Raw genomic sequence first — 20,265 nt, forward strand, 5'->3', positions numbered from 1 at the left:
CGAAGCCCGGCTCTGTACTTTCACCGTCCCCGTCACCGTACGCAGGTGTCGTGTGCCCAGGCATCAGCCGATGGGAGGAGCCGGACCCGGACCGCACCCTGGAAAGGCCCCGGGCCCCGGGCCCCGGGCCCCCGGCCAGCGTGGGGCCGCGCGATCGTGCCGCCCGGCCCCACGCCCGTGGTGCCGCCGGCCTACCCGACGCGCTCGATCCGGGCACGGCGGATAAGGAATTTCCCGGGCTCACGTACCTGCTCGAAGGCAGCGTTGTTGAGGAGCACGCAGCTGCCCGAGGTCGAAGTGACGGACACGGTCGCCGACTTGTTGTTGTCCAGGTTCGTCACCTTCAACTTGGTACCCGTGGGGAATTGATTGCTCGACGCCGCCGGGGCGCCTCCCTCGCCGGAAACGGTGACCGTCGAGCCGGGGCAGACGACGTCGGAGGAGGGCGGATCCGCTGGTGCGGACGCGGAAGCCGTTGCGGATGCCGTTGCGGAGGGGGATGCCGGTCCCGATGCCGATGCGGATGGTTCCGTTGATCCGGGTGATGAAGGGGTGGCGGGCGCCGGAGCCGCATCACCGTCCCCGCCGTCGGTGCATCCGGCGGCCTTCTGACGGGCCTGGATCTGTGCGATCACCTCGTTACGGTTGGCGATCCGGGCGGCTGACTGGGCGTCCGGATTGGCCTGCTGGGCGGCGACGAACTTCTGGTTGTTGCTCAGTGCGGTGGCCAGTCCGTCGCACAGCACCGATGCCTGGCTGGTACCTGTCATGGCGACGGCGATGCCGCCGACCAACGCCGCGGAACTCACGAAGATGACTATCTTCTTCCCCCGGCCGATTCTTCTCTTTCGGGACACGCGCAACTCCTGTCCTTGAGGGAACCCTTGGCTCGGGTCCGATACCGCCCAGTACGGAGAGGAGCTGCGGCCCGATTCAACGGGGGGCCGAAGTTGTCCGCGGATGCCAATTCCCGGTCAATGCAGGCCCGTTGATGAGCGGACTACCGGCACCGGCTGCCGTCGACGGCGCTGGGTTCTGGGCGCGCGGTGGACCGCCCCGTGCGGACAGGGGCGTCGGCCTCTCGCCGCCCGCCCCTGCCGCTCGGTGGCGTACCGAAACGGCCGACCGCCGCGGAACTTCCGTCGAACATCCGCCCCGTCAGCAGCGCGCGTGAGCAGTGATGTCCGCCGCGAACTCGTCGACCATCGCAGGCGTAACGGTCGGCCGGCACTGGGAAATGGCGGCGAGATAGTCCTCGGTGCTCGCCCCGAGCCGGCTCTGGTTGCCCGCCCCGAGGCCGATCGACTCCAGGTCCCGCTCGAACGAAGCCTGGGCGGCCACCCGGGCGGCATGCTCGATATCGGCCGGGGTGAACAGCTCGCTGGCCGCCACCAGTGCCGGCACATCGACATCGGCCCGGCCGTCCGTGTAACGGGACCAGATCGCCGAACGGGCGGCCTCGTCCGGCGTACCGATGGGGATCAGGTAGTCGAACCGGCCGGGGCGGAGGAAGGCCGGGTCGAGCGAGCGGATGGAGTTGGTCGCACACACCAGCAGCCGTTCGTCCCGCTCACGGAACCCCGGTATGAGCTTGAGGAGTTCGTTGGTGACGCCGTGCAGCCCGCCGGGCTGCGCCGGCTCGGCGCGCACCGGAGCGATCTCCTCGACCTCATCGATGAAGACGAGCACCCGTTCCAGCTCCGCGATCCGGGCGAACGCGCTGCGCAGGGCCGCCGCGAGGTTGCCCTCGTCGGCGAGCCGGGACGGCAGCAGCTCGACGAACGGCCAGCCGAGCTTGGCCGCGATACCCCGCGCGAACGTGGTCTTCCCCGTCCCTGGAGGGCCGAACAGGGCGATGGCCCGAGGCGGTCGTACGCCGTGCCTGGCAGCCCGCTCCGGCTCCGCCAGCGGCAGCACGACACGCCGTTCTATCAGGTCCTTCTCCGCCTCCATGCCGGCCACCTTGGCCCACAGGTCGGCGGGCAGGAATCGCCCGCCGAGGTCGTCCAGCAGGCTGGCCGCGGGGCCGTGGTGAGGTTCGACCTTCTCGAAGTAGGCCACGGCGGGCTGCCGCGTATAGCCCGCGTTCAGCAGCCCCTCGCCCAGGAGGTCCTCCTCGGGCAGTACGTACGCGATACGGCTCACCCGCGCGGCAATCAGCCGCCGCTCCAGCTCCACCAGCAGCGCACTCGCCAGCCCACGACCACGCCAGGCCGACGAGATGGCGATCCGCATCACCCAGCCCCGCTCGCCCGCCACGCAGGCGAGCGCCGTCCCGATGGGCACGCCCTGGTGGACGGCCACCACGGCGGGCTGCCGGGAACTCAGCGCGCTGATGCACTCGGCGAGCGAGAACACCGACTCCTGCCCGAGTTCGGCCGTGGAGTCGATCAGGTGGACCACGGCAGCGAGATCGTTCTCGCGGTAGTCGTGGATGAGCCAGTTCACCGGTACCGCCCCTCGTTGGTGATGTTGCAGCGAGGCTAGGGGCGGTGCTGGATGGGGGCCCGCTCCACCTTGCACAAACCGGAGCGGCAATCGCTACGTTCCGTATGTAGCCAGGTCCGAGCCTTGCCGAGGGGGCACTGACGGCGCTCTGGGCGCTCAGTTCGTCGCGAGGGCATGGGGGGAGATGGGAGGGGATCAGCGGAAAATCTTTGTTGCCCGCTATCCAACTATTTGGCGCCTCTGTCGGTCGGCTCGCCGAGGTGTCCGATCCCGTCGATCTCGTCCCCTTCGCCCGAGATTTTTCGATGGATGCCGAGACGCCGGGCCGAGTTTCGGGAGGACTGTCGACCTTGATGCCCTTACAGGTCAAGCGAGTTGGCGGCGCTGACAGGGTACGCGAATCATCAACTACCGCTCTGTATCTGGAAGTTGCGGAGTGCCCCGGTGTGGCGTGAGGCTCGTATCCCCTCCGCCAACCGTCCGCCCCTCACCCGCCGCACCCGGCCGCCCGCCGGCACCCCCCATCCCCTGCCGCGCCGCCAAGCCCCCTGCCCCCCGCCCGGTCGCCCTGCAGCCCTCCCGTCCACCCCTCCCCCCCCCCGCCCTTCCGGCCCTCCGCCGCTCACGCACCGCGACGGCGCGGCGGGCCCTGCCGCTCATGTCCGCCATCCGGGAGGCCCGCTACACCCTCGACGCCGCGACACGCCGAAGGGGCACACCGTCGAACGGGTGACAAATGGGGCCTCGGCCACCCGAAGAGCGGACGTTGTACCCCGAATGCGGCGCTCTCCGGTGGTGCCGAGCCGCGATCTGGCTGACGTTGATCACGTCGCTGCTGCGTCCCGTGAGCCGATGACGAGTCGGCCTTCGTAGGAGCGATGTGAAAGGACATGTCTCCATGCGCACAGCTCGCACCCTGTTTGCCTCGGCCGCCGTCACCGCGGTCCTGGCCATCACTACTCCTGCCGCCCAGGCCATCACTGTGGTGGGCGACGACGGTGGACACTCCAGCAGCCGTGACCACAACGGGCGCGGCGACAACGACCACGGCCGTGGAGGCCGTGACCACGGCCGCGGTGGCGGCCACGACGGTGGCGGCTACGGCCGCGGTGGAAACGGCGGCGTCAACCGGCCGGCCGGTGGCGTGAACACCGGTGGCGGCGCCATGTCGAAGGTCGTCACCGAGGGTGGCGGCGACGGCGGTGGCTGGGGCGGTCGTGACCACGGCCGCGGCGGTGGCCGCGACGGTGGCGGCCGTGACGGTGGCGGCCGTGACGGCGGCCGGGACCACGGCCGTGACGGAGGCCGTGACCACGGTCGCGGTGGCGGCCACGACGGTGGCGGCTACGGCCGCGGCGGAAACGGCGGCGTCAACCGGCCGGCCGGTGGCGTGAACACCGGTGGCGGCGCCATGGCCAAGGTCTTCACCGAGGACTGGGGCGGCGGCGACGGCGGTGGCTACGGCGGTCGCGACCACGGTCGCGGCGGCGGTGGCGGTGGCCGTGACCACGGTCGCGGCGGCGGCCACGACGGTGGCGACCACGGCCGTGGCGGAGACCACGGCCGTGGCGGAGACCACGGTGGTGGCGGCTACGGCCGCGGTGGCGACCACGGCCGCGGTGGCGGTGGCGGCGACCGGCCGACCGGTGGCGTCCACACCGGTGGTGGGGGCATGGCCCTCTCCGGCAGCAGCCTGGCCGCCGGTTCGGTGCTGATGCTCGGCGGTCTCGGTGCCGGGGTCTACGTGCTCCGTCGCCGTAACGCGTCGGGGAGCGCTTCAGCCTGATCCAGCTGCGTCGCCCGACACAGTTCGCTGTGCCGTCGCGGCCACCGTCGCAGATGGACGGTGGCCGCGACGACTGCCGTTGCCGCCGATCGCCCCTCCAGCCAACGCCCGTTCCCTCTCGAAAGGCAGCGCTCCATGGCCCACCAGCAGCCGTCCCAGCCGAACTCACCCCGGATCGCGCCCGGGTCCGGCCTCTTCAGCCGTCGGCTGATGTGGCCCGCCGGGGCGTTCCTTCTGGGGACCCTGCTCGTCTACAACTCCATAGACACGCCAGCGGACCCCAAGCCCCAGCAGTCCCGTCCCGGGGCGGCCGCCGCAGCCAGACCCGGCGCCGCAGCCCGAAGCATCCCCGCACTTCCCCAGTCCGTTCCCAAGCGGCTCATGATTCCCGAGATCGCCGTCGACGCGCCCTTCACTCCGCTGTCGATCGGCGCGAGCGGGCAGCTGAATGCGCCGCCCGGAGAGAACAAGAACCTGGTCGGCTGGTTCCAGGGCGGCGCGACGCCCGGTGAGCGCGGCGCCTCGATCGTCGCGGGCCATGTCGACACCAAGACCGGCCCGGCCGTGTTCATGCAGCTCAGCTCGCTCAAGAAGGGCAGCAAGATCGACATCACGCGCGCTGACGGCATCGTGGCGACATTCAAGGTCGACGCCGTCGAGACGTTCAGCAAGGCGCAGTTCCCCAACGACCGGGTGTACGCCGACACCCCGGACGCGCAGCTGCGCGTGATCACCTGCGGTGGCGCGTACAACAGGGCCGCCAAGGACTACGAGTCCAACGTCGTGGTGTTCGCGCATCTCGCCGCGACAGCCCGTAAGTAATTCCGTACGGGACGGGGGCCGGTCTCTTCGGGTGAGGGCCCGTACCCGGAGGACCGGCCGCCGTCCCCTCGGCAGCGCGCCGATCGCCCCTTCGCGGCGGGGAGTTCGCGGCGGGTACCCGTGGCCCGGCCCGCCCTCCCATCGTGGTAGCTTCTGCATGCACCTGCATACAACTCGTATGCGGAATTCGCGGCGGCCGGCCCCCCTTGACGGGTACCGCTCTGTGCACCGCGCCGCGCATCGCAGGTGCACCGTCTGGTGCGACGGGAAATCCGCACGGAAATCGGCGGAGAAAATCAGCGGGGAATCAGCGGGGAGCGGTGGGAATCGCGATGGATAAAACGATGGACGACGCCATGGGAAAAACGATGCAGTCAGGGCGGGAGAAGGCCTACGCCTATCTCAAAGACATCATCCTGACCGACCCTGAGATGCAGGACCGCTTCCTCTCCGAACAGGACCTCGCGGACCGGATCGGTATCTCACGCACCCCGATCCGGGAAGCCCTGCTCCTGCTCGCCGCCGAGGACTTGGTACGGCTGGTTCCCAAGCGCGGCGCGCATATCGCTCCGCTTTCGGGGCGCGACATCGGCGAATTGATGGAAATGCGCGGCCTGATCGAGCGCTTCGCCGCCGAGCGTACGACGACCCAAGGATCGGCCCCGGTCTCGGCGATGGCCGCCCTCCTTAACCACCAGGAAACACTGCGCGGCGAGGAATCCACCAAGGAATTTCTCGCCGCCGGTCACCGCTTCCACGCCACCCTCGTCGACGCCGTCGGCAGCGCCCTGATGAGCCGCCAGTATGACGCGCTGCGCAGCCGCCAGATCCGGGCCGGCGTCCTCGCGCCGTACCGCTCGGGCAAGTGTCAGGACGCGGTGCTGGCCGAACACCGGCAGATCCTCGATCGCCTGGAGGCCGGCGATGTCGCCGCGGCCTGCGCGGCGATCGACAGGCACATCCAGTCCACCCAACGCATCCTGCTGTCCGCGTAGCAAGGGCCGGTCCGCCCGACGCCACCGGGCCCCTGCCCTCCCGGCGCCCACCGGTCACCCCCGCCCGGCACCACTCTGCTGAAGAGAAGCGGCGACGTCCGCCACATCGTTCCCGATGTTCAGCACGCCCTTGATGCCGGTGCCGGGCGCCGAGGCGCCATTCACTCCGGCGAAGAACACCGCGAAGTTCCCCTTCCGCGTCTCCAGATAGCCGGCCGCGGTCTCGGCACCGACGGCCAGCCGGTCGTTGAGCGCGTCACCGCCCGCCACGGTGCCGGTCTTGGCGAAGACCTTGCCGCGCGCCGGGCAGTGACGGCAGGAATCCGCCAATGTGCCGTCGATGCCCAAAATCGGCAGTGACCTGCGGAAACGCTCCGCGTCGGGAGTGCGCTGCCAGTACGTCAGGATCTCTGCCAGGGCCCGTGGTGTGGCCCGGTCGACCGGGTTTCCGCCCCGGCCGTCGGCGAGCTGGACGGCCTTGCGGTCCACCTTCGCGCCGTTCAGAAACTTGGCGAGCACCGGGAATCCGTCCGCACACTGCGAGCTTCCTGAATGCGTGGCCATCAGACAGATCCCGAGGTTCGCCCCGAGGTTGTGACTGACCTTGAGGATGAGCTCGGCGTACTTGGCGTACGAAGGGGAGGCGTACCGGGCCACCGCGGGCGAGCCCGCATACGAATCCGGCAGCTGACCGACCGGGTTGGGGCCGGTCGTGGACGCGCGGACCTCGACCCCGGCCCGCCGGAGCGCCTCGATCAGGGCCGTCCGGCCAAAGGCGTTCGGGTCCTTGACATCGGCCGTCCGCAGGACGGGGCGGGCGTCGGCGGCGATGGTGCCGGACAGCCGGATACGGGTGCCGCCGGGGGAGACGGCGACGTCGATGTCGGACGGCTTGCCCGCGGCGACGGTGCGTACGGCGCTCGTGACCTGGTACGGCGCCACCTTCGGACGCCACTCCAGGCGGGCGGGCGCGCCCGGAGCGGCGCCGGGGGAGGTCAGCAGGTCGATGAGGTTGTCGTTGATGATCAGTGGGGTGGGCGTCGGATCGAGCACCGGATCGGGCCGGAACAGCCGGGCATCGACGACCACATCACCGTCGACCCGCTCGATTCCCGCGTCGCGCACCTGCCGGGCCAGCTGATCGATGCCGGCCAGCGGATTCTGCGGGGTGAGGGTGGCTCCTGGGATGTCGTTGGCGTAGGTGTGATCGAGGTTGGTGTAGGCAACGGTGCCGTTCTTGCGCGTGCGTCCGCCGAGGGTCAGATCACCCTGCGCGACCAGGTCGAGATCGCCGTCGAGCGTCGTGCCCCGGCGCCGGCCGACTGCGTGGACCGGAGTGACGAAGCGGTGGTCGCCGCCAAGGGTGTGCCATGTGCCGCTGACGCTGAAGAGCTTGGCCGACGACCCCGGGATGAAGAACTGGTCCGCATTGCGCGACCGCACCACCTCGCCATGGTCCGGGTCCTGTTGGAGCAGCCCCCACTGGGCGTGCCGGTACTCCGGTTTCCGCATGATCGACGAGATGCGCGGATCGAGGTCGTCCCGCGACGGCGACGGCGTCGCCTGGACCAGGCCGCCCACGACGGCGCCGACGGCCAGCAGCAGGCCCAGGGCGCAGGCCACACGCCGCCGGACCCTCCGCCGCATCACGAGTGATGACATGCGCACTCCACCGATCCTGCCCTTGCGCCCAGTGCCCTCGCGTCCGGTGTCGCTCCCCGCCGCGTACGCACCGTCAGGCACGCACACCGAGGCACGCACGCCGAAGTACGCACCGCCCTGCGCCGTCGTCAGAACGTACTGCTCAGCACCGCCGCATCCGCGCAGCACCTCGCCGAGGTCCCCCAAACGCCCCAGCGCAGCGGCCCGCGGGGGACGGTGGCTCAGTCCTCCGCCCGCTGCGTCACAGAGGATTCGGTGCGGTCCCCCAGGAACTCGTACCACCGGCGCTGCAGACAGACGTAGCGGGCATCGGCTTCGACAAGACTCAGAAAGGCCCTGACCGTCTCCCGTAGACGCTGGTGCAGCCCGGCGTCGGTCAACTGCCCGTCTTCGGTGAAGCCCTGGTGGGCCGCGGGAAGGCTGAACATGTCGGGGTAGACACGGGTGCCGAGGTGCTCCAGCGGAACTCTGAGCGCCCACAGCCCGCGGTTCCCGCCCACCAAGGAGGGAGAGGCGGAGAGCAGCAGTGCATGCTTGGTCTTGAACGGCTGGGGCCGCACGCGCGAGACCCAGTCGATCGCGTTCTTCACCACTCCCGGAACGGAGGCGTTGTACTCGGGGGAGGAGAGCGCAAAAGCGTCGCACCACTCGAGCCGGTCGCGCAGGGCCAGCGCGCCGTCCGGGATGCCGTGCTCGGTCTCCCTGTCACCGTCGTACAGCGGCATGTCGAATTCCCGCATCGAGGCCAGATCGACTTCGGCGCCGGCGTCGGCCATCATGCCGCTCACAAGCGAGGCCAGGCGGGCGTTGGTCGACCCGGACCGCGCAGACGCACCGAGGACCAGTACGCGCAACGGGCCGGGGTGGGCATCTGTGGCCATGGTGACGTCCTTCCGGCAGGCGAACGCGTGCGGCGCAAAGGGGCCATGTGAACGCGCGCTGTGCAATGGGGGCATGAGGACGGGCGCTGCGGCGCAACCGTCATCACGGCGTAGGGTATCGGCGACATTGCCGCATGTTCGGTACGAACCGCGACAAACCCCGACCGGATGTCGCCCCGCGTCTCACCACCGGCCTCATGGGATCGTCAGCGGTTCCACCAAATGAGTACGCCCCCCAGCACCAGCAGCAGACAGATGCCGAGATTGACCACCTTGTGCGCGAGGAACACCGCCGCGAACTCGCGGATCGTCGCGCTGGGCCAGAAGTAGGCGGCAGTGGGGGAGCCGACGACCTGACCGTTGACGCCGGCCTTCCGCGCCATCAATGCCGCACGAAACGCGTGGTAGTTGTTGGTGACGACGACGCAGCGGTAGTCCGGCTTCGCGCTCTCCATGATCGCCCTGCTGTGGCGCAGGTTCTCCTCGGTGGTACGGGAGCGGTCCTCCCGCTCGATCCGGTCCGCCGGAAAGCCGCGCTCGATGAGGTAGTCGGCCATCGCGTGGGACTCCGGAAGCTTCTCGTCCGGTCCCTGCCCACCGGAGGTCAGCAGCACGGGCGTATTGCCGCGGGCGGCGAGCCGTTCGTACACCGCGCGCCCGCGCTCCAGCCGACTGGCCAGCAGCGGTGGCACCTTGGAGCCGCCGATGAGCCCGGAACCCAGTACGACCACGTAGTCGGCGTCCCGGCGGACCCGCAGCCGCCCGTAGAGAAAGGCGTAACCCACGAAGCACAGGAAGAGGAACGAGACATAGCCGACCAGCCCGGTGGCGGTGACGCCGACCACGAGCAGTGTGCGCGAGCGCAGGGTGAGCGCCGCGATCAGCAGGGCGATGAGGGCGAGAATGCCGAGCCCGGCGAGCAGCGACAGCAGGTTGGCGGGGCGTCTGCCTTCCTTGCGCACCATTTTCACGCCGTTGGAGATCAAGAAGCAGGCGAGTACGACGGTCCCCAGCGCCGGCAGCACCAGCAGCGCCGCGATCGCTAGCTTCCCAACGAGCGAATCGGCCCGCCCGAGCCTGCCGACCAGCGCGAGCAGCGCGAACGTGACGGCGAGCCCCAGAAGGACGGCGTTGCCGAAGCGGCGGCGGTCGCGCAGCACACCGACGCCGAAGAGAAGGGAGAAGAACACCGCAGGGGCGAAGGCCAACATGCCTATATGTTAGGCAAATTCGCCGTGGCCGGAGTCCGCTCTCGGCGGCAGGGGGCAGGGGGCAGGGGGCAGGGGGCAGGGGGCAGGGGGCATTCGCCCGGCCGCCTTGCTGTGTGCCGTCCTTGACGGGCTCGATCGCGCGGCGACTTCCGCTCGGCGACCAACCCATCGTCCGCCGAAGCCCATTGATGTCAGACCCTCCGCCTACCGTGTCGTACACGCACACGAGCAGGAGGCAAGGCGTTGGACACCCGGCACATCCCGCACCCGTCGACGACGGAGGCCCAGCTCCCCGACGAGAACACCTTCACCGTTCCCGAGGCATGGCTGCCCCATATCCACCCGTGGCGCGGCGGACCCGGCGCACCGGTCAGCGGGATCGACAGCGGCGCGGTCGACGCGGTGCGGAGACAGGTGAAGGAGCGGCTGCGCCGGATGGAGACGGCCGCCGGGCTCCCGGAACTGCTCGAAGCGGCGCAGGCGCAGCTGCGCGGTGAGGCGAGCCCGCTCGGCGCGGCGGTGGTCACGGCCCTCGTCACGGTGGACCTGCCGTCGGGGGAGTGGGAACGGCTCTGGACGTTCGCCGACGCGTGGGTCGCGGAACACGGCCTCGTGTTCGCGGCCGCCGCGACCGCCGAACTCGCCGGCCTCTTCGTCGAGGTGGAGGCAGGGGAAGCGGAGGAGGGCAAGGCGTGCGTCGTTCGCTACCGATGCGACGACGACCGGCGGTGGGACGGCTGGGTCGCGGGCGACCGGATCGCCGAGCGGATCCGTGCTCTGCTCGCCGCGGCCGACGAGCGGACCTACCAAGAGGCCATCGACGCCCTGGCGCACCGCCGCCGCGATCAGTTCCAGCGAGCCGTCACCGGCTATCTCGTTCCGACCCAGGCACAGTGGGTGGACGAGGTGTGTGCCGCCGCCTCGCCCGCGCGGCAGGACGGCTATCCCGCGACCGTGCTGGGCTCGCTGAGTTCGATGGAGCAGCTGAGTCTGTTCCGTGCCCAGGACGAGCGATGGTGGCATCTCTGCGCGCTGGACACCCTCTACACCGCGATGGCGGGCATCGGGCCGGGCATCGCTCCGGTGGTGGCGGAGCTTCTCGACGGGGCGGTTCGCGACAGGGGGATCAGCAAGGACATTTACGCCGCGCTCGCTTCGCTGCCCACCGATGAGGCCTTCGCGCTCGTGCTGGCGCGCCTCGACCGGCCGTTCGCCCACGCCGCCGTGATCGAAGCGATGGGGCGCTACCCCGTTCGCGCGCTGAGGCTCCTGGCCGCCGCGGCCTCGGACGCTGCCCCGGAGATCTCCGCGTACGCAGGCGCGCTGCTGCGCCGGCATGTGACGGCCAACGCGGAACTCACCGCGGCCATGTCCCCCAGGCTCTCCGCCGCGGCGCGGGCCGGGATCGAGCTGGTGACCCAGGCGCCGCAGGCGACGCCGGAGGGGCGGGCCGCGCGGGGGACCGGTTGGATCGACGATGCGCCGGTCGAAGCGCTGCCGCGGTTGCTGGCCGAGCCGCCGTGGACGCGGCCGCGCCCGAAAGCGAAGGCGGTCGTCATCAAGGACCTGGTGGCGCCCGCCGAGCCGGCCCTCGTCTGGGCCGCGGGCGAGCACCAGGAATGGGCCGAGACACAGGCTTCCTACCGGGGGTGGGATGACGGCACGGACTGGCAGCAGGCCGTCGCCGACTTCCGGAACGGGAAGCTGCGGATCTTCGAGCAGCCGGGCCTCTTCCTGGACGGGCCCGAAGACCTGGTACGTCCCCTCCTGTCGGCCTGGAAGCCGGAGCCGTTGTGGGAAGGAAGGTGGATGAAGCCGCTCGTGGCCCGGTTCGGTGCCGACGCGCTGCCCGCGGTGCTGGCGCTCGTCACCTGCGATTCGGTGGCCCTCGCGCCTTTCTTGCTGCCGTTCACCGGAGTCGAGGTGGCGATGCAGATGGCCGACTGGCTGGTGACGCGCAAGAAGGTACGTCCGGTGGTGCACACCTGGTTCCGTCGCCATGCCGATTCCGCCGCCCGCGCCCTGGTCCCCGCGGCGCTCGGCAAGGCCGGCAAGGCCCGAAGCCGGGCCGAGGCGGGGCTTCGGCTCATCGCCTCCCAGGGCGATCCGGAATCCGTCCGCAACGCCGCCCGCGGGCACGGCGACAAGGCTGCTGCCGGCATGGACGCGTTCCTGGCCCGCGATCCCCTGGACGCGGTACCGGCCCACATCCCCGACGACTTCCACCTGCTCGATGTCCATCTGCTGCCGCGGATCCTGCTGCGCGACCGCCGGCAGGCCCTGCCCGCGGCCGTCGCCCGCCACCTCATCACCATGCTGGCGATATCCAAGCCCGGTGAGCCCTACGCGGGCATCGAGGTGGTCAAGGAGCTCTGCGATCCCGAATCGCTGGCCGCATTCGGCTGGGAGCTCTTCCAGCAGGAGACCTCTTACGCATCACGAGTGACAGCGGACGACTGGACGCTCACCGCCCTCGGCCGGCTCGGCGACGACGAGACGGTACGCAGGCTCACCCCCCTCATCCGCTCCTGGCCCGGAGACGGCGGCCACACCACCTCGGTCGCCGGGCTGGACGTGCTCGCCACCATCGGGACGGATGTCGCCCTGACCCATCTGAACGGGATCGCCCAGAAGTCGAAGTACCAGGGCATCAAGAAGAAGGCGGGCGAGAAGATGACCGAGCTGGCGCACGAACTCGGCCTGACCGCAGAGGAGTTGGCCGACCGGCTCGTCCCCGACCTCGACCTCGGCGAGGCCGGCAGCACGACCCTCGACTACGGCCGCCGCCGCTTCACTGTCGGCTTCGACGAGCACCTCAAACCGTATGTGGCCGACGAGGCCGGCAAGCGCCTCAAGACCCTGCCCAAGCCCGGCGTACGCGACGACCAGGACCTGGCCCCGACCGCCCACAAACGCTTCGCCACGCTGAAGAAGGACCTGCGGGCCGTGGCCGACGAGCAGATCCGCCGCCTGGAGCGGGCCATGATCACCCAACGCCGCTGGAGCACGACCGAGTTCCGGGACCTGATCGTCGGACATCCCCTGCTGTGGCACATAGCCCGCCGCCTGGTCTGGGTCAGCGACGACGGCCGCTCCTTCCGCCTGGCCGAGGACCGCACCCTCGCCGACGCCCACGACGACACCCTCACCCTCGACGACCCGGCCCGCGTCGGCATCGCCCACCCCCTGCACCTGACCGGCACCCTCGACACCTGGACGGAGGTGTTCGCCGACTACGAGATCCTCCAGCCGTTCGACCAGCTGCGCCGCCCGACCCACACGCTCACCGACGACGAACGCACCTCACGGGAACTGCGGCGCTTCGCCGACACCACCGTGCCGGTCGGCAAGCTGCTCGGCATGGAACGACGCGGCTGGGAACGCGGCACCGCAGAGGACAACGGCATCCAATCCTGGATCTCCCGGCTCCTGCCCGGAAACCGCACCGTCGTGATCGGCCTCGACCCGGGCATCGTGGTCGGTCACCCCGAGTACTGGCCGGAACAGCGGATCGACCGGGTCCGGCTCCACGACGGCACCGAGCCGGGCCGGCGCCGGGAGCCCCGCGAGCTGCCCTTCGGCGAACTCGATCCCGTCATCGCGTCCGAAGTACTCGTAGACCTGGTCGAGTTGACGGGCTGAGCGGAGTGAGGGATGTGTGTGGCCGGCCCGGACGGGATTGATGTCGGCCGGGGGAGAGGGCACCACTCCTCCCACGGGCGGCGACGGCCTCCGGGGGCGGCGAGGGAGGCACTTCGCATCTACCTGCCGTCTGTCCGTCGGGGGGCACGCCGCCCGACCCGACTCGCCCCGGACCTGCCCCGCCCGACCCGCTCCACCTCACCCGATCCGTGGACGGGAACGGGGGCCGCCCGCCCGGTGCGCCGGATCATCACCGGTGGCCGGGCCAGTGCGGGTCCTCCCAGCGGTCGGGGCCGGAGAGGCCGAGCAGCCGTATCCGGTGCAGCAGTTCCCCGGATACGCCGTGAGCGCGGAGTCGGTCAGAGGCATGGCGGATCAGCCAGGCGGTCAGCTCGGCGCGCAGCTCCTCCTCGTCGTCCCAGGTGTCCCAGGGGAGCCGGTCGCCGAGCAGGTACGACTCCCAGTGCTCCGCCGCCGCGGCCAGGTGACCGTCGGCCGTGGGGCCGGTCTGCGCTTCCCAGGCGCTCAGCCAGGGGCTCAGCGCCGTCGAGGCCTCGGCGCTCAGGGCAAGGACCTCGTACGCGGGTACGGCGGGCGCCGGGTCGGCGAGCGTATGGGCCCACCAGGCGTGGAGGAATTCCTCGACCGCCGCGGCCTGCTCGGCGGGCCACCGCTGCCACCGGCCTCGAGCGAACGCACGCCCGGCCTCCTGCATACCGAAGGGCGGTTCGACGTGGCCGCTGACGAGGGCCGTGGCGAACTGGGGCAGGATCCGGCGCAGCACGGAGGCGTGGTCACTCCAGTCGGGGGCCTGCCAGGTGCGCTGCAGGAGGTCGGGGTCCAGTTCCGTACCGGGCACCTTGAGCTGTGCCAGGTCTTCCGCGCTGCCCCAGTGGCAGATGCAGTTGTGCTCGTCGGGATGGGCGGTCATCCCGTCAAAGGTGGCCGCCAGGGCGCTCAGGGCCGTGTCGAGGCGAGTGCGTGCCGGGTGCGGGTCGAGGTTCATAGCGCGTTCGCCTTCAAGGACTCCGGGAAGTTGGCGCCCGAAGGTTGCCACCTTACCGGGCCCGTATTCCGGCCGGAGCCCGGGCCGTCGGGCTTCGCGACCTGCGCGTGACCTGGGTCATGGGGCGCCGATTTGACCTTCACATCGATGTGAGGGTTTGAGTATCTCCATCAAGCAAGCACAGCCGGCAGCATTCAGCAGACCCGAGGTGAGCTTTGATGGTCAACCAACTCTTCGACTACAGCCCGATCGTCGAGCGCGAGCCCGTGCACTGGCCGGAAGGCGCTCGGGTCGCCTTCTACGTGGGGCTGAACGTCGAGCACTACCAAGTCGACCGACCCTCGACGAGCATCTTTCCGGGCACCGCCGCTCTGGCGCCCGACCCCTTGAACTACGGCTGGCGCGACTACGGTCCCCGGGTGGGCATCTGGCGGCTGATCGAGAGCCTCGACCGGCACCGGATACGCGCGAGCGTGATGCTCAACTCCGACGTCGCCGAGCGCTACCCGCAGATCATCCAGGCCGGCCGGGACCGTAACTGGGCGTGGGCCGCCCACGGCAAGAACAATTCCATCTTCCAGGCCGATATGACTCCCGAGGAGGAACGCGCCTACCTGGCCGAGGTGATCGGCACGATCGAGAGGGCCACCGGCCGTCGGCCGCGCGGCTGGCTGGGACCGGCGCTCACCGAGACCTTCCGAACGCCGGAGCTGCTCGCCGAACTCGGCCTGCACTACGTGATGGACTGGTCCAACGACGACCAGCCCTACCGGCTGAACGTGCCCGGGATGCTGAGTGTGCCGTATTCCATCGAGGTCAACGACATCAGCCTGTTCGTCGGCAAGAGCCTGAGCGGACCGGACTTCGTCCAGATCGTCAAGGATCAGCTGGACCAGCTCTACGCGGACTCGGCGGAGAGCGGGCGGGTGATGTCGCTGGTACTCCACCCGTTCGTCATCAACCAGCCGTTCCGGCACAAGTACCTGGACCAGGCGCTCGAGTACATCGCGAACCATCCCGGCGTCTGGCTGACGACCAGCGACGAGATTGCCGAGCACTACGCGAAGACCGCCGCCCCGGACCGGACTCGCCCAACGCAGCGAGACAACTGAGCAGAGGACTAGCACTGCGTAGGAGCGCTCAGGGCGACGGAGGGCGACAGCCTCAGGATGCCGGGGCCATGACATCGCTCGTCGCCGACCCGCCTCCCCACCCGCCCCGACCTCGGCCGTTCCGTGAACGCCAGGACGCCGTCTTGTCACGGGCAAGGCGTCGGCCCACAGTTGCCTTGCGCAACGGGACGCAGCGGAACGCAACGGATTCCGTTCGGGCGGAAGGAAACGGGGGCGGCGCGAGTGCACAGCAAGCAGAGGGTGATGGCGTCGGTTGTGGCGGCCGGGCTGGCGACGGTCGTGCTGGCAGGGTGCGGCGGTATCGATGGAAAGATCGGAAACTACGACACGGTCACGGTCTGGCCGGCGGCCGATCCCCGGGGCCAGCAGCCGGTCGACAAGCTGACCACGCTGACGCCGGTAACGGTCGAGTGCTACACACCGGGCGAAGTGGACGCGACCGGATTCGGCTACGGCGCGACGTACAAGATCTCCTACGACGGCGGGTCCGGCTATATCGACGAGAGCACGTCGATCATGAGCGACGGCGGCGAGGTGTCCCCGAGCCGGGTACCCAAGTGTTAGGGGAGTGTTAGAGGCTCGACTGTGAGGGCCCAGTGTTAGGGCCTGATCCATGGGACAGGCCCTAACGGTGGCGATGCTCGGGTCGTGGGGTTGGCCCTAGGTAGCGTCTAACCAGCTTGTCCATCGCGCCATAGGGCACCGCCGGATGCGGAAGACCGTCGGCGGTCCGAGTTTCCGTCTTCAGGTCCGAGGTGTGCACCGGTGCGGGGGATTGCTCCCGCTGCGACGAGGAGAGCGATGGTTTCGGGATGAGGGCCGTGGTGTGCCCAGTCCAAGGGGGACAGGCCCGTGCCGTGATCTTCATGAAGGTTCGGATCGGCGCCATGCGCCAACAGTTCGCGCACCGCTTCCGCATGCCCCCAGCATGCGGCTGCGCACAACGGCGTGCCTTCCGCGCCGAGCCCGCTGCTCTCGGCGTCCGGGGAGGCTCCGGCCGCCAGGAGCAGGCGGGCGATCTCGGCTTCGCCATTCACGGATGCCTGATAGAGAGGGGTGGTGCCCTCGCTATTCGCCCGCTCCGGGTCGGCCCCGGCACGCAGCAGCGCCTTCACGAGGGTGCGGTCGCGCAGGAGGACCGCTGTGCACAGGCGCCGGGAGAGTTTCTTCCGCTTCCGCTGGTTCATGAGGGCCGAGGCTAGCGACCGGGTGCGCGGCGCGGCCAGCCATTATCCCCTCGCTGATGACGGTGACCAGCAGGCGATAGCCGTCGGTCTCCCCGTCACAGACGGCGTCCTGCCCGTCGACGTCACCGCCCATCGAGCAGCAGGGTTCGAGCCCCGTCGCCCGCGAGAGCAGGTTGCAGAACCGAACGGCCTCCTGCCAGACCTCGGTCACCGGCGTCCGGGGCCCGCCGTACTCTTGGGCGCCTCGCCTCGCCTCGAACGGCGCGGTAGAGCTCACGCATCACGGGATCACGCGGTCGGCGATGGCCTTGCCTGACGACTTGCCTGACGACTGGTCAGGGAATCGGCGTCATACGCAAGGGTTTTCGCCAGGACCAATTCCCTGCGCTCGCCGTCGGGCAGCAAATCCCCCAGCTTGTCCGTGGCCGTGAATCCGTGGCGTTCATAGAGCGCGAGTGCCGCAGGGTTGTCCGGCATCACCGACAGCATCAGTTTCCTGGCGTGCCTCTGGTGTGCCCACCGCTCAATCTCTCCGATCAAGCGGTCTCCCACTCCCCGCCCCCGTGCTCGGGGGCCGACCCACATGGAGATCAGCTCCGCGGTGTCCGGTTCCTCGGCCGGAACCCCACTGGCCATGCCGACCGGCCGGCCCTCGAGGACCGCGATGACATTGTGCGAGCCGCGCATCCCCAGGCGGGCCCGCCAGCGTTCCTCGCGATCGCCGTCCCCCTGCCACTCCGCCAAGGTGGAGCCGAACGCATACGGCGCTTCGGCGAGCGCGGTCAGCCGCAGTGCGCGCCATGCGCTCCAGTTGTCCGGGCCCAGGACCCACAGTTCAGTCATCGCCCAGACACTGCCTTGCAGATGAGGCGACGGCAAGCGGATATGCGGGCGAGGCCGCCGGGAGAGTCCACCGTGCGTATCGCCGCAGATGCGCACCGCTGCCACCCATGGACGATCGGGCCCTGAACAAGATCACCGCTGGGACGGTGGCGGGTGCGAATGCCAGTGATCGCGAACGCCCCAACCCGGACGCCGACACGAAGATCCGTCGCTCAGGCCCTTGATCGGCCCATTCCCGAACCCTCCGTGCAACCCATTTCCCCTTCCCTCTTGACTCTGGACGAACTGGGAGGAAACTGGTGAATACACCAGAAAACCGGAGAGCCGCACCGTCAGCAGAGACGTCTGTTGGCAGGAGACCCTTGACGTGGCCCTGGCTAGGCCCCCGGAAGCCCCGCGTGCCGGAGACTCAGCGACGACTGAGGTAGATGGCGACGACGCGGACTCCCGGGGACTGTTTTGTTTGCGTGCACCGCATTATCTGTATGCGCTGCTTCTGATCCTGATTCTCCTGATCGAAAGTCCCCTCCGCGTTTGTGTCGCGTTCGAGCTCGCGTTGCGTCCGAGCTCCCGTCGCGCCGGAGGAATCGAGAAGCCGCCCGCTGCGGGTACGAGCCGCGCATCTACGCTCCACTCATGCACGAAGACGGAACAGACGCGCGGGGACTCTTCCACGCACTGCATGAGCACGACGGCCCGGGAACCCACGGGACGGTCGTCGTGCCGTGGCTGGAGAAAGCGGCGGGTGACTACCGTGCCTCGCTCGCGCGGGCCGCCGTTCACGAGCCTTGGTGGGCCGGGGACACAAGCCCTCAGGCGAGCCCGTCCCTCACCCGAGAGCTCTACGCCCTGAGCCGCGTAAGCGACGTACTGCTCCTGGGATTTCAACCCGCCGCTGACACTCCGTCCGAGTGGCCGAGTGCCGACCGCCACCGACCGCCGGGCCAATGGCCGGGTGTCTCCCTGTCCGAATATCTCGAATTGTTCGGCGCGCTGGGAATGGCACCGTTCGACGACGCCGACTTCGACCCGTTTCTCCATGAGATCGTCGAGGTCGAGCAAGCCGACGAACCGGAGACCCCGATCAAGATCACCCAGGTCGTATGGCCTGGGCTGATGCTCGGCGATCTGCTTTTCAGCCGGGCCGGAGTCCGCGTCCGCGCCGGAAGAAATCACGCGCAGCGCGGCGTCGCCGACCGCTTTCCGCTGTACTGGACCTTCCGGCGCCGCTACCGGCCCACGGTCGATGAATCCCATGGCTGGGGACACAACTCGCAGTGGGCCACCGACTTTCGCCTCGATTACCGCACCTCAACCGCCGTGCACCTCAATGTCGCCGGAGAGACGCCAAGGTCAGGGCCGGGGGAATTCGGCGAAGAGGCGACGCTGTTGACGCCGGGGGAGCGAAGCGAACTCCTGCGCCACCGCTGTCTCCTGCGGGCGCCCGAGGCCTCCGATGCACTTGCCGAGCTGCCCGGATGGGAGAAGGACCTCGCCCCCTTCGGATGGCGGCTGCCCAACTTGGGGGAGTGACCCACCTCGTGTGGTCCGCGTCGGCGGCGCGAGTGGTAGCCGCCGACGCAAGCCACCACGGTCGTCGGTACGACGTCGGCCCGCCCACCGCGCCTGCGCGAGGGACGGGCCGACCCGTTGGTGCCCCGGAGTCAGCGGCGGACGTGCCGCGTCAACGCCTCCAGCGCCCGCTGCCAGGAGTCGGCGGCGGCCTTGTCGTCGTACGTCTCCGAGCGCTCGTCGTTGAAGAAGCCATGCCCGACGCCCTCGTACGTCACCTGCTCATGGGCGACCTCCGCGTCCCGCAGGCGCTCACCGACCCGGTGCCACTCGTCCAGCGGCATCACGAAGTCGTCCGCACCGAAAAACGCCAGCACAAAGCCGGTGTTCGCGGCGATCTCCGCCGCCCGGCCCACCGGGGCGACCGGCTCGGCCAACGGGATGCCGCCGTCCAGCAACCACCCGCCGTACCAGCTGACGACCAGGTCGAACCGCAGTTCCGACGCCCCGAGCATCGCGACATGCCCGCCCAGGCTGAACCCGAGCATGGCGCTGCCGCCCTCCCCGCCGTACCGGCGCGCCACCGCCTGCGCGGCCCGGAGATCCGCGACGACCTCCTCGGGGCGCAGCGCCGTCATCAGCCGCCGCCCCTCGGTCCGGCCGTCCTCGTCGTAGCCGAAGCCGGCCCGGCGGACACCCCGCCAGTACAGATCCGGCGCGAGGACCGCGTACCCCTCGCCGGCCAGGCGCTCGCAGACCGCCTTCAGATGTGGGGTCACCCCGAAGAACTCTCCAGCCACCACGACCGACCCGCGTGGTTCCCGCTCCTTCGGCAGGACCAGCCAGCCCTCGGGTCCGTCACCCTCGGTGAGATCTATCCAGCGAGCCGAAGCACCGTCACTCATCGTTCCCCCTGCTAATCATCCCAATACTGGCCGGGATTCTAGCCATGGCCATACCTGATGACCCGCCATATGCCGGCGATGGCGGGCCCGAACGCCCGGAGGGCGACGCCCCGGCTGTCGGGCGCCCTCCGTCCGGTGCCGCCGTGGACGCCGACGGCCCCGCTGTCCGGAGTCGCGTGAGCGCTGAGCTGACTGGCGCACCAGTCAATCTTGCTATGCTGCCGGGCCCGTC

General features: G+C 69.8%; 15 protein-coding genes and 1 pseudogene. 7 read left to right on the forward strand and 9 right to left on the reverse strand.

Annotation, left to right across the window (positions count from 1 at the left end; translation table 11 throughout):
• Positions 1-191: 191 nt before the first annotated feature.
• Together ACIRPT_RS26260 and ACIRPT_RS26265 are read right to left on the reverse strand one after the other, a co-directional pair.
• Entirely contained in the window at positions 192-857 is a 666-nt protein-coding gene (locus ACIRPT_RS26260; protein ID WP_403831177.1) for a hypothetical protein, read from the reverse strand.
• A 301-nt stretch (positions 858-1,158) separates the two neighbouring features.
• Positions 1,159-2,448, reverse strand: coding sequence for an ATP-binding protein (locus ACIRPT_RS26265; protein ID WP_403831180.1), 1,290 nt, complete (start codon positions 2,446-2,448; stop codon positions 1,159-1,161).
• Between the two features lie 898 nt (positions 2,449-3,346).
• On the opposite strand from ACIRPT_RS26265, the gene ACIRPT_RS26270 reads away from it, so the two are divergent.
• From ACIRPT_RS26270 to ACIRPT_RS26280, 3 genes are all read left to right on the forward strand, one after another.
• Positions 3,347-4,234, forward strand: a complete 888-nt coding sequence (locus tag ACIRPT_RS26270) for a hypothetical protein (RefSeq protein WP_403831183.1) — start codon at positions 3,347-3,349, stop codon at positions 4,232-4,234.
• A 135-nt stretch (positions 4,235-4,369) separates the two neighbouring features.
• A complete protein-coding gene (locus ACIRPT_RS26275; protein ID WP_403831184.1) occupies positions 4,370-5,056 on the forward strand; it encodes a class F sortase in 687 nt (228 codons plus the stop codon).
• A gap of 368 nt (positions 5,057-5,424) precedes the next feature.
• Complete coding sequence (locus ACIRPT_RS26280; protein ID WP_403831661.1) at positions 5,425-6,051, forward strand: GntR family transcriptional regulator; 627 nt, start codon at positions 5,425-5,427, stop codon at positions 6,049-6,051.
• A 54-nt stretch (positions 6,052-6,105) separates the two neighbouring features.
• Here ACIRPT_RS26280 and dacB read toward each other — a convergent pair whose 3' ends face one another.
• The 3 genes from dacB to ACIRPT_RS26295 form a co-directional block, all read right to left on the reverse strand.
• On the reverse strand, positions 6,106-7,713 hold the full coding sequence (gene dacB / locus ACIRPT_RS26285) for a D-alanyl-D-alanine carboxypeptidase/D-alanyl-D-alanine-endopeptidase (protein ID WP_403831187.1): 1,608 nt from the start codon (positions 7,711-7,713) through the stop codon (positions 6,106-6,108).
• Between the two features lie 221 nt (positions 7,714-7,934).
• Positions 7,935-8,594 carry an NADPH-dependent FMN reductase gene (locus ACIRPT_RS26290; RefSeq protein WP_403831190.1) on the reverse strand — a complete coding sequence of 220 codons (660 nt, stop codon included), beginning with the start codon at positions 8,592-8,594 and terminating at the stop codon, positions 7,935-7,937.
• A 206-nt stretch (positions 8,595-8,800) separates the two neighbouring features.
• On the reverse strand, positions 8,801-9,805 hold the full coding sequence (locus tag ACIRPT_RS26295; protein ID WP_403831192.1) for a YdcF family protein: 1,005 nt from the start codon (positions 9,803-9,805) through the stop codon (positions 8,801-8,803).
• 243 nt (positions 9,806-10,048) lie between these two features.
• On the opposite strand from ACIRPT_RS26295, the gene ACIRPT_RS26300 reads away from it, so the two are divergent.
• Positions 10,049-13,447, forward strand: a complete 3,399-nt coding sequence (locus ACIRPT_RS26300) for a DUF4132 domain-containing protein (protein ID WP_403831195.1) — start codon at positions 10,049-10,051, stop codon at positions 13,445-13,447.
• Positions 13,448-13,697: 250 nt separating this feature from the next.
• Here the strand turns inward: ACIRPT_RS26300 and ACIRPT_RS26305 are convergent, their stop codons facing one another.
• The gene (locus ACIRPT_RS26305) at positions 13,698-14,453 is read right to left on the reverse strand and encodes a hypothetical protein (RefSeq protein ID WP_403831198.1); all 756 of its coding nucleotides are present in this window, start codon (positions 14,451-14,453) and stop codon (positions 13,698-13,700) included.
• A gap of 218 nt (positions 14,454-14,671) precedes the next feature.
• Here ACIRPT_RS26305 and ACIRPT_RS26310 point away from each other — a divergent pair, with 218 nt between their 5' ends.
• On the forward strand, positions 14,672-15,565 hold the full coding sequence (locus tag ACIRPT_RS26310) for a polysaccharide deacetylase family protein (RefSeq protein ID WP_403831200.1): 894 nt from the start codon (positions 14,672-14,674) through the stop codon (positions 15,563-15,565).
• A gap of 264 nt (positions 15,566-15,829) precedes the next feature.
• Entirely contained in the window at positions 15,830-16,150 is a 321-nt protein-coding gene (locus ACIRPT_RS26315; RefSeq protein ID WP_403831203.1) for a hypothetical protein, read from the forward strand.
• Positions 16,151-16,353: 203 nt separating this feature from the next.
• Here ACIRPT_RS26315 and ACIRPT_RS26320 read toward each other — a convergent pair.
• Positions 16,354-16,773 (reverse strand): annotated as a pseudogene (locus tag ACIRPT_RS26320) (ankyrin repeat domain-containing protein); the annotation flags it as partial.
• Between the two features lie 288 nt (positions 16,774-17,061).
• Positions 17,062-17,721, reverse strand: a complete 660-nt coding sequence (locus ACIRPT_RS26325; protein WP_403831206.1) for a GNAT family N-acetyltransferase — start codon at positions 17,719-17,721, stop codon at positions 17,062-17,064.
• A 531-nt stretch (positions 17,722-18,252) separates the two neighbouring features.
• Between ACIRPT_RS26325 and ACIRPT_RS26330 the strand changes: the two genes are divergently transcribed.
• Complete coding sequence (locus ACIRPT_RS26330) at positions 18,253-19,149, forward strand: hypothetical protein (protein WP_403831209.1); 897 nt, start codon at positions 18,253-18,255, stop codon at positions 19,147-19,149.
• A gap of 131 nt (positions 19,150-19,280) precedes the next feature.
• Here the strand turns inward: ACIRPT_RS26330 and ACIRPT_RS26335 are convergent, their stop codons facing one another.
• Entirely contained in the window at positions 19,281-20,033 is a 753-nt protein-coding gene (locus tag ACIRPT_RS26335; protein ID WP_403831211.1) for a dienelactone hydrolase family protein, read from the reverse strand.
• Positions 20,034-20,265: the final 232 nt, after the last annotated feature.

The sequence above is a fragment of the Streptomyces sp. NPDC101227 genome (genome assembly GCF_044767545.1).
GTDB lineage: Bacteria > Actinomycetota > Actinomycetes > Streptomycetales > Streptomycetaceae > Streptomyces.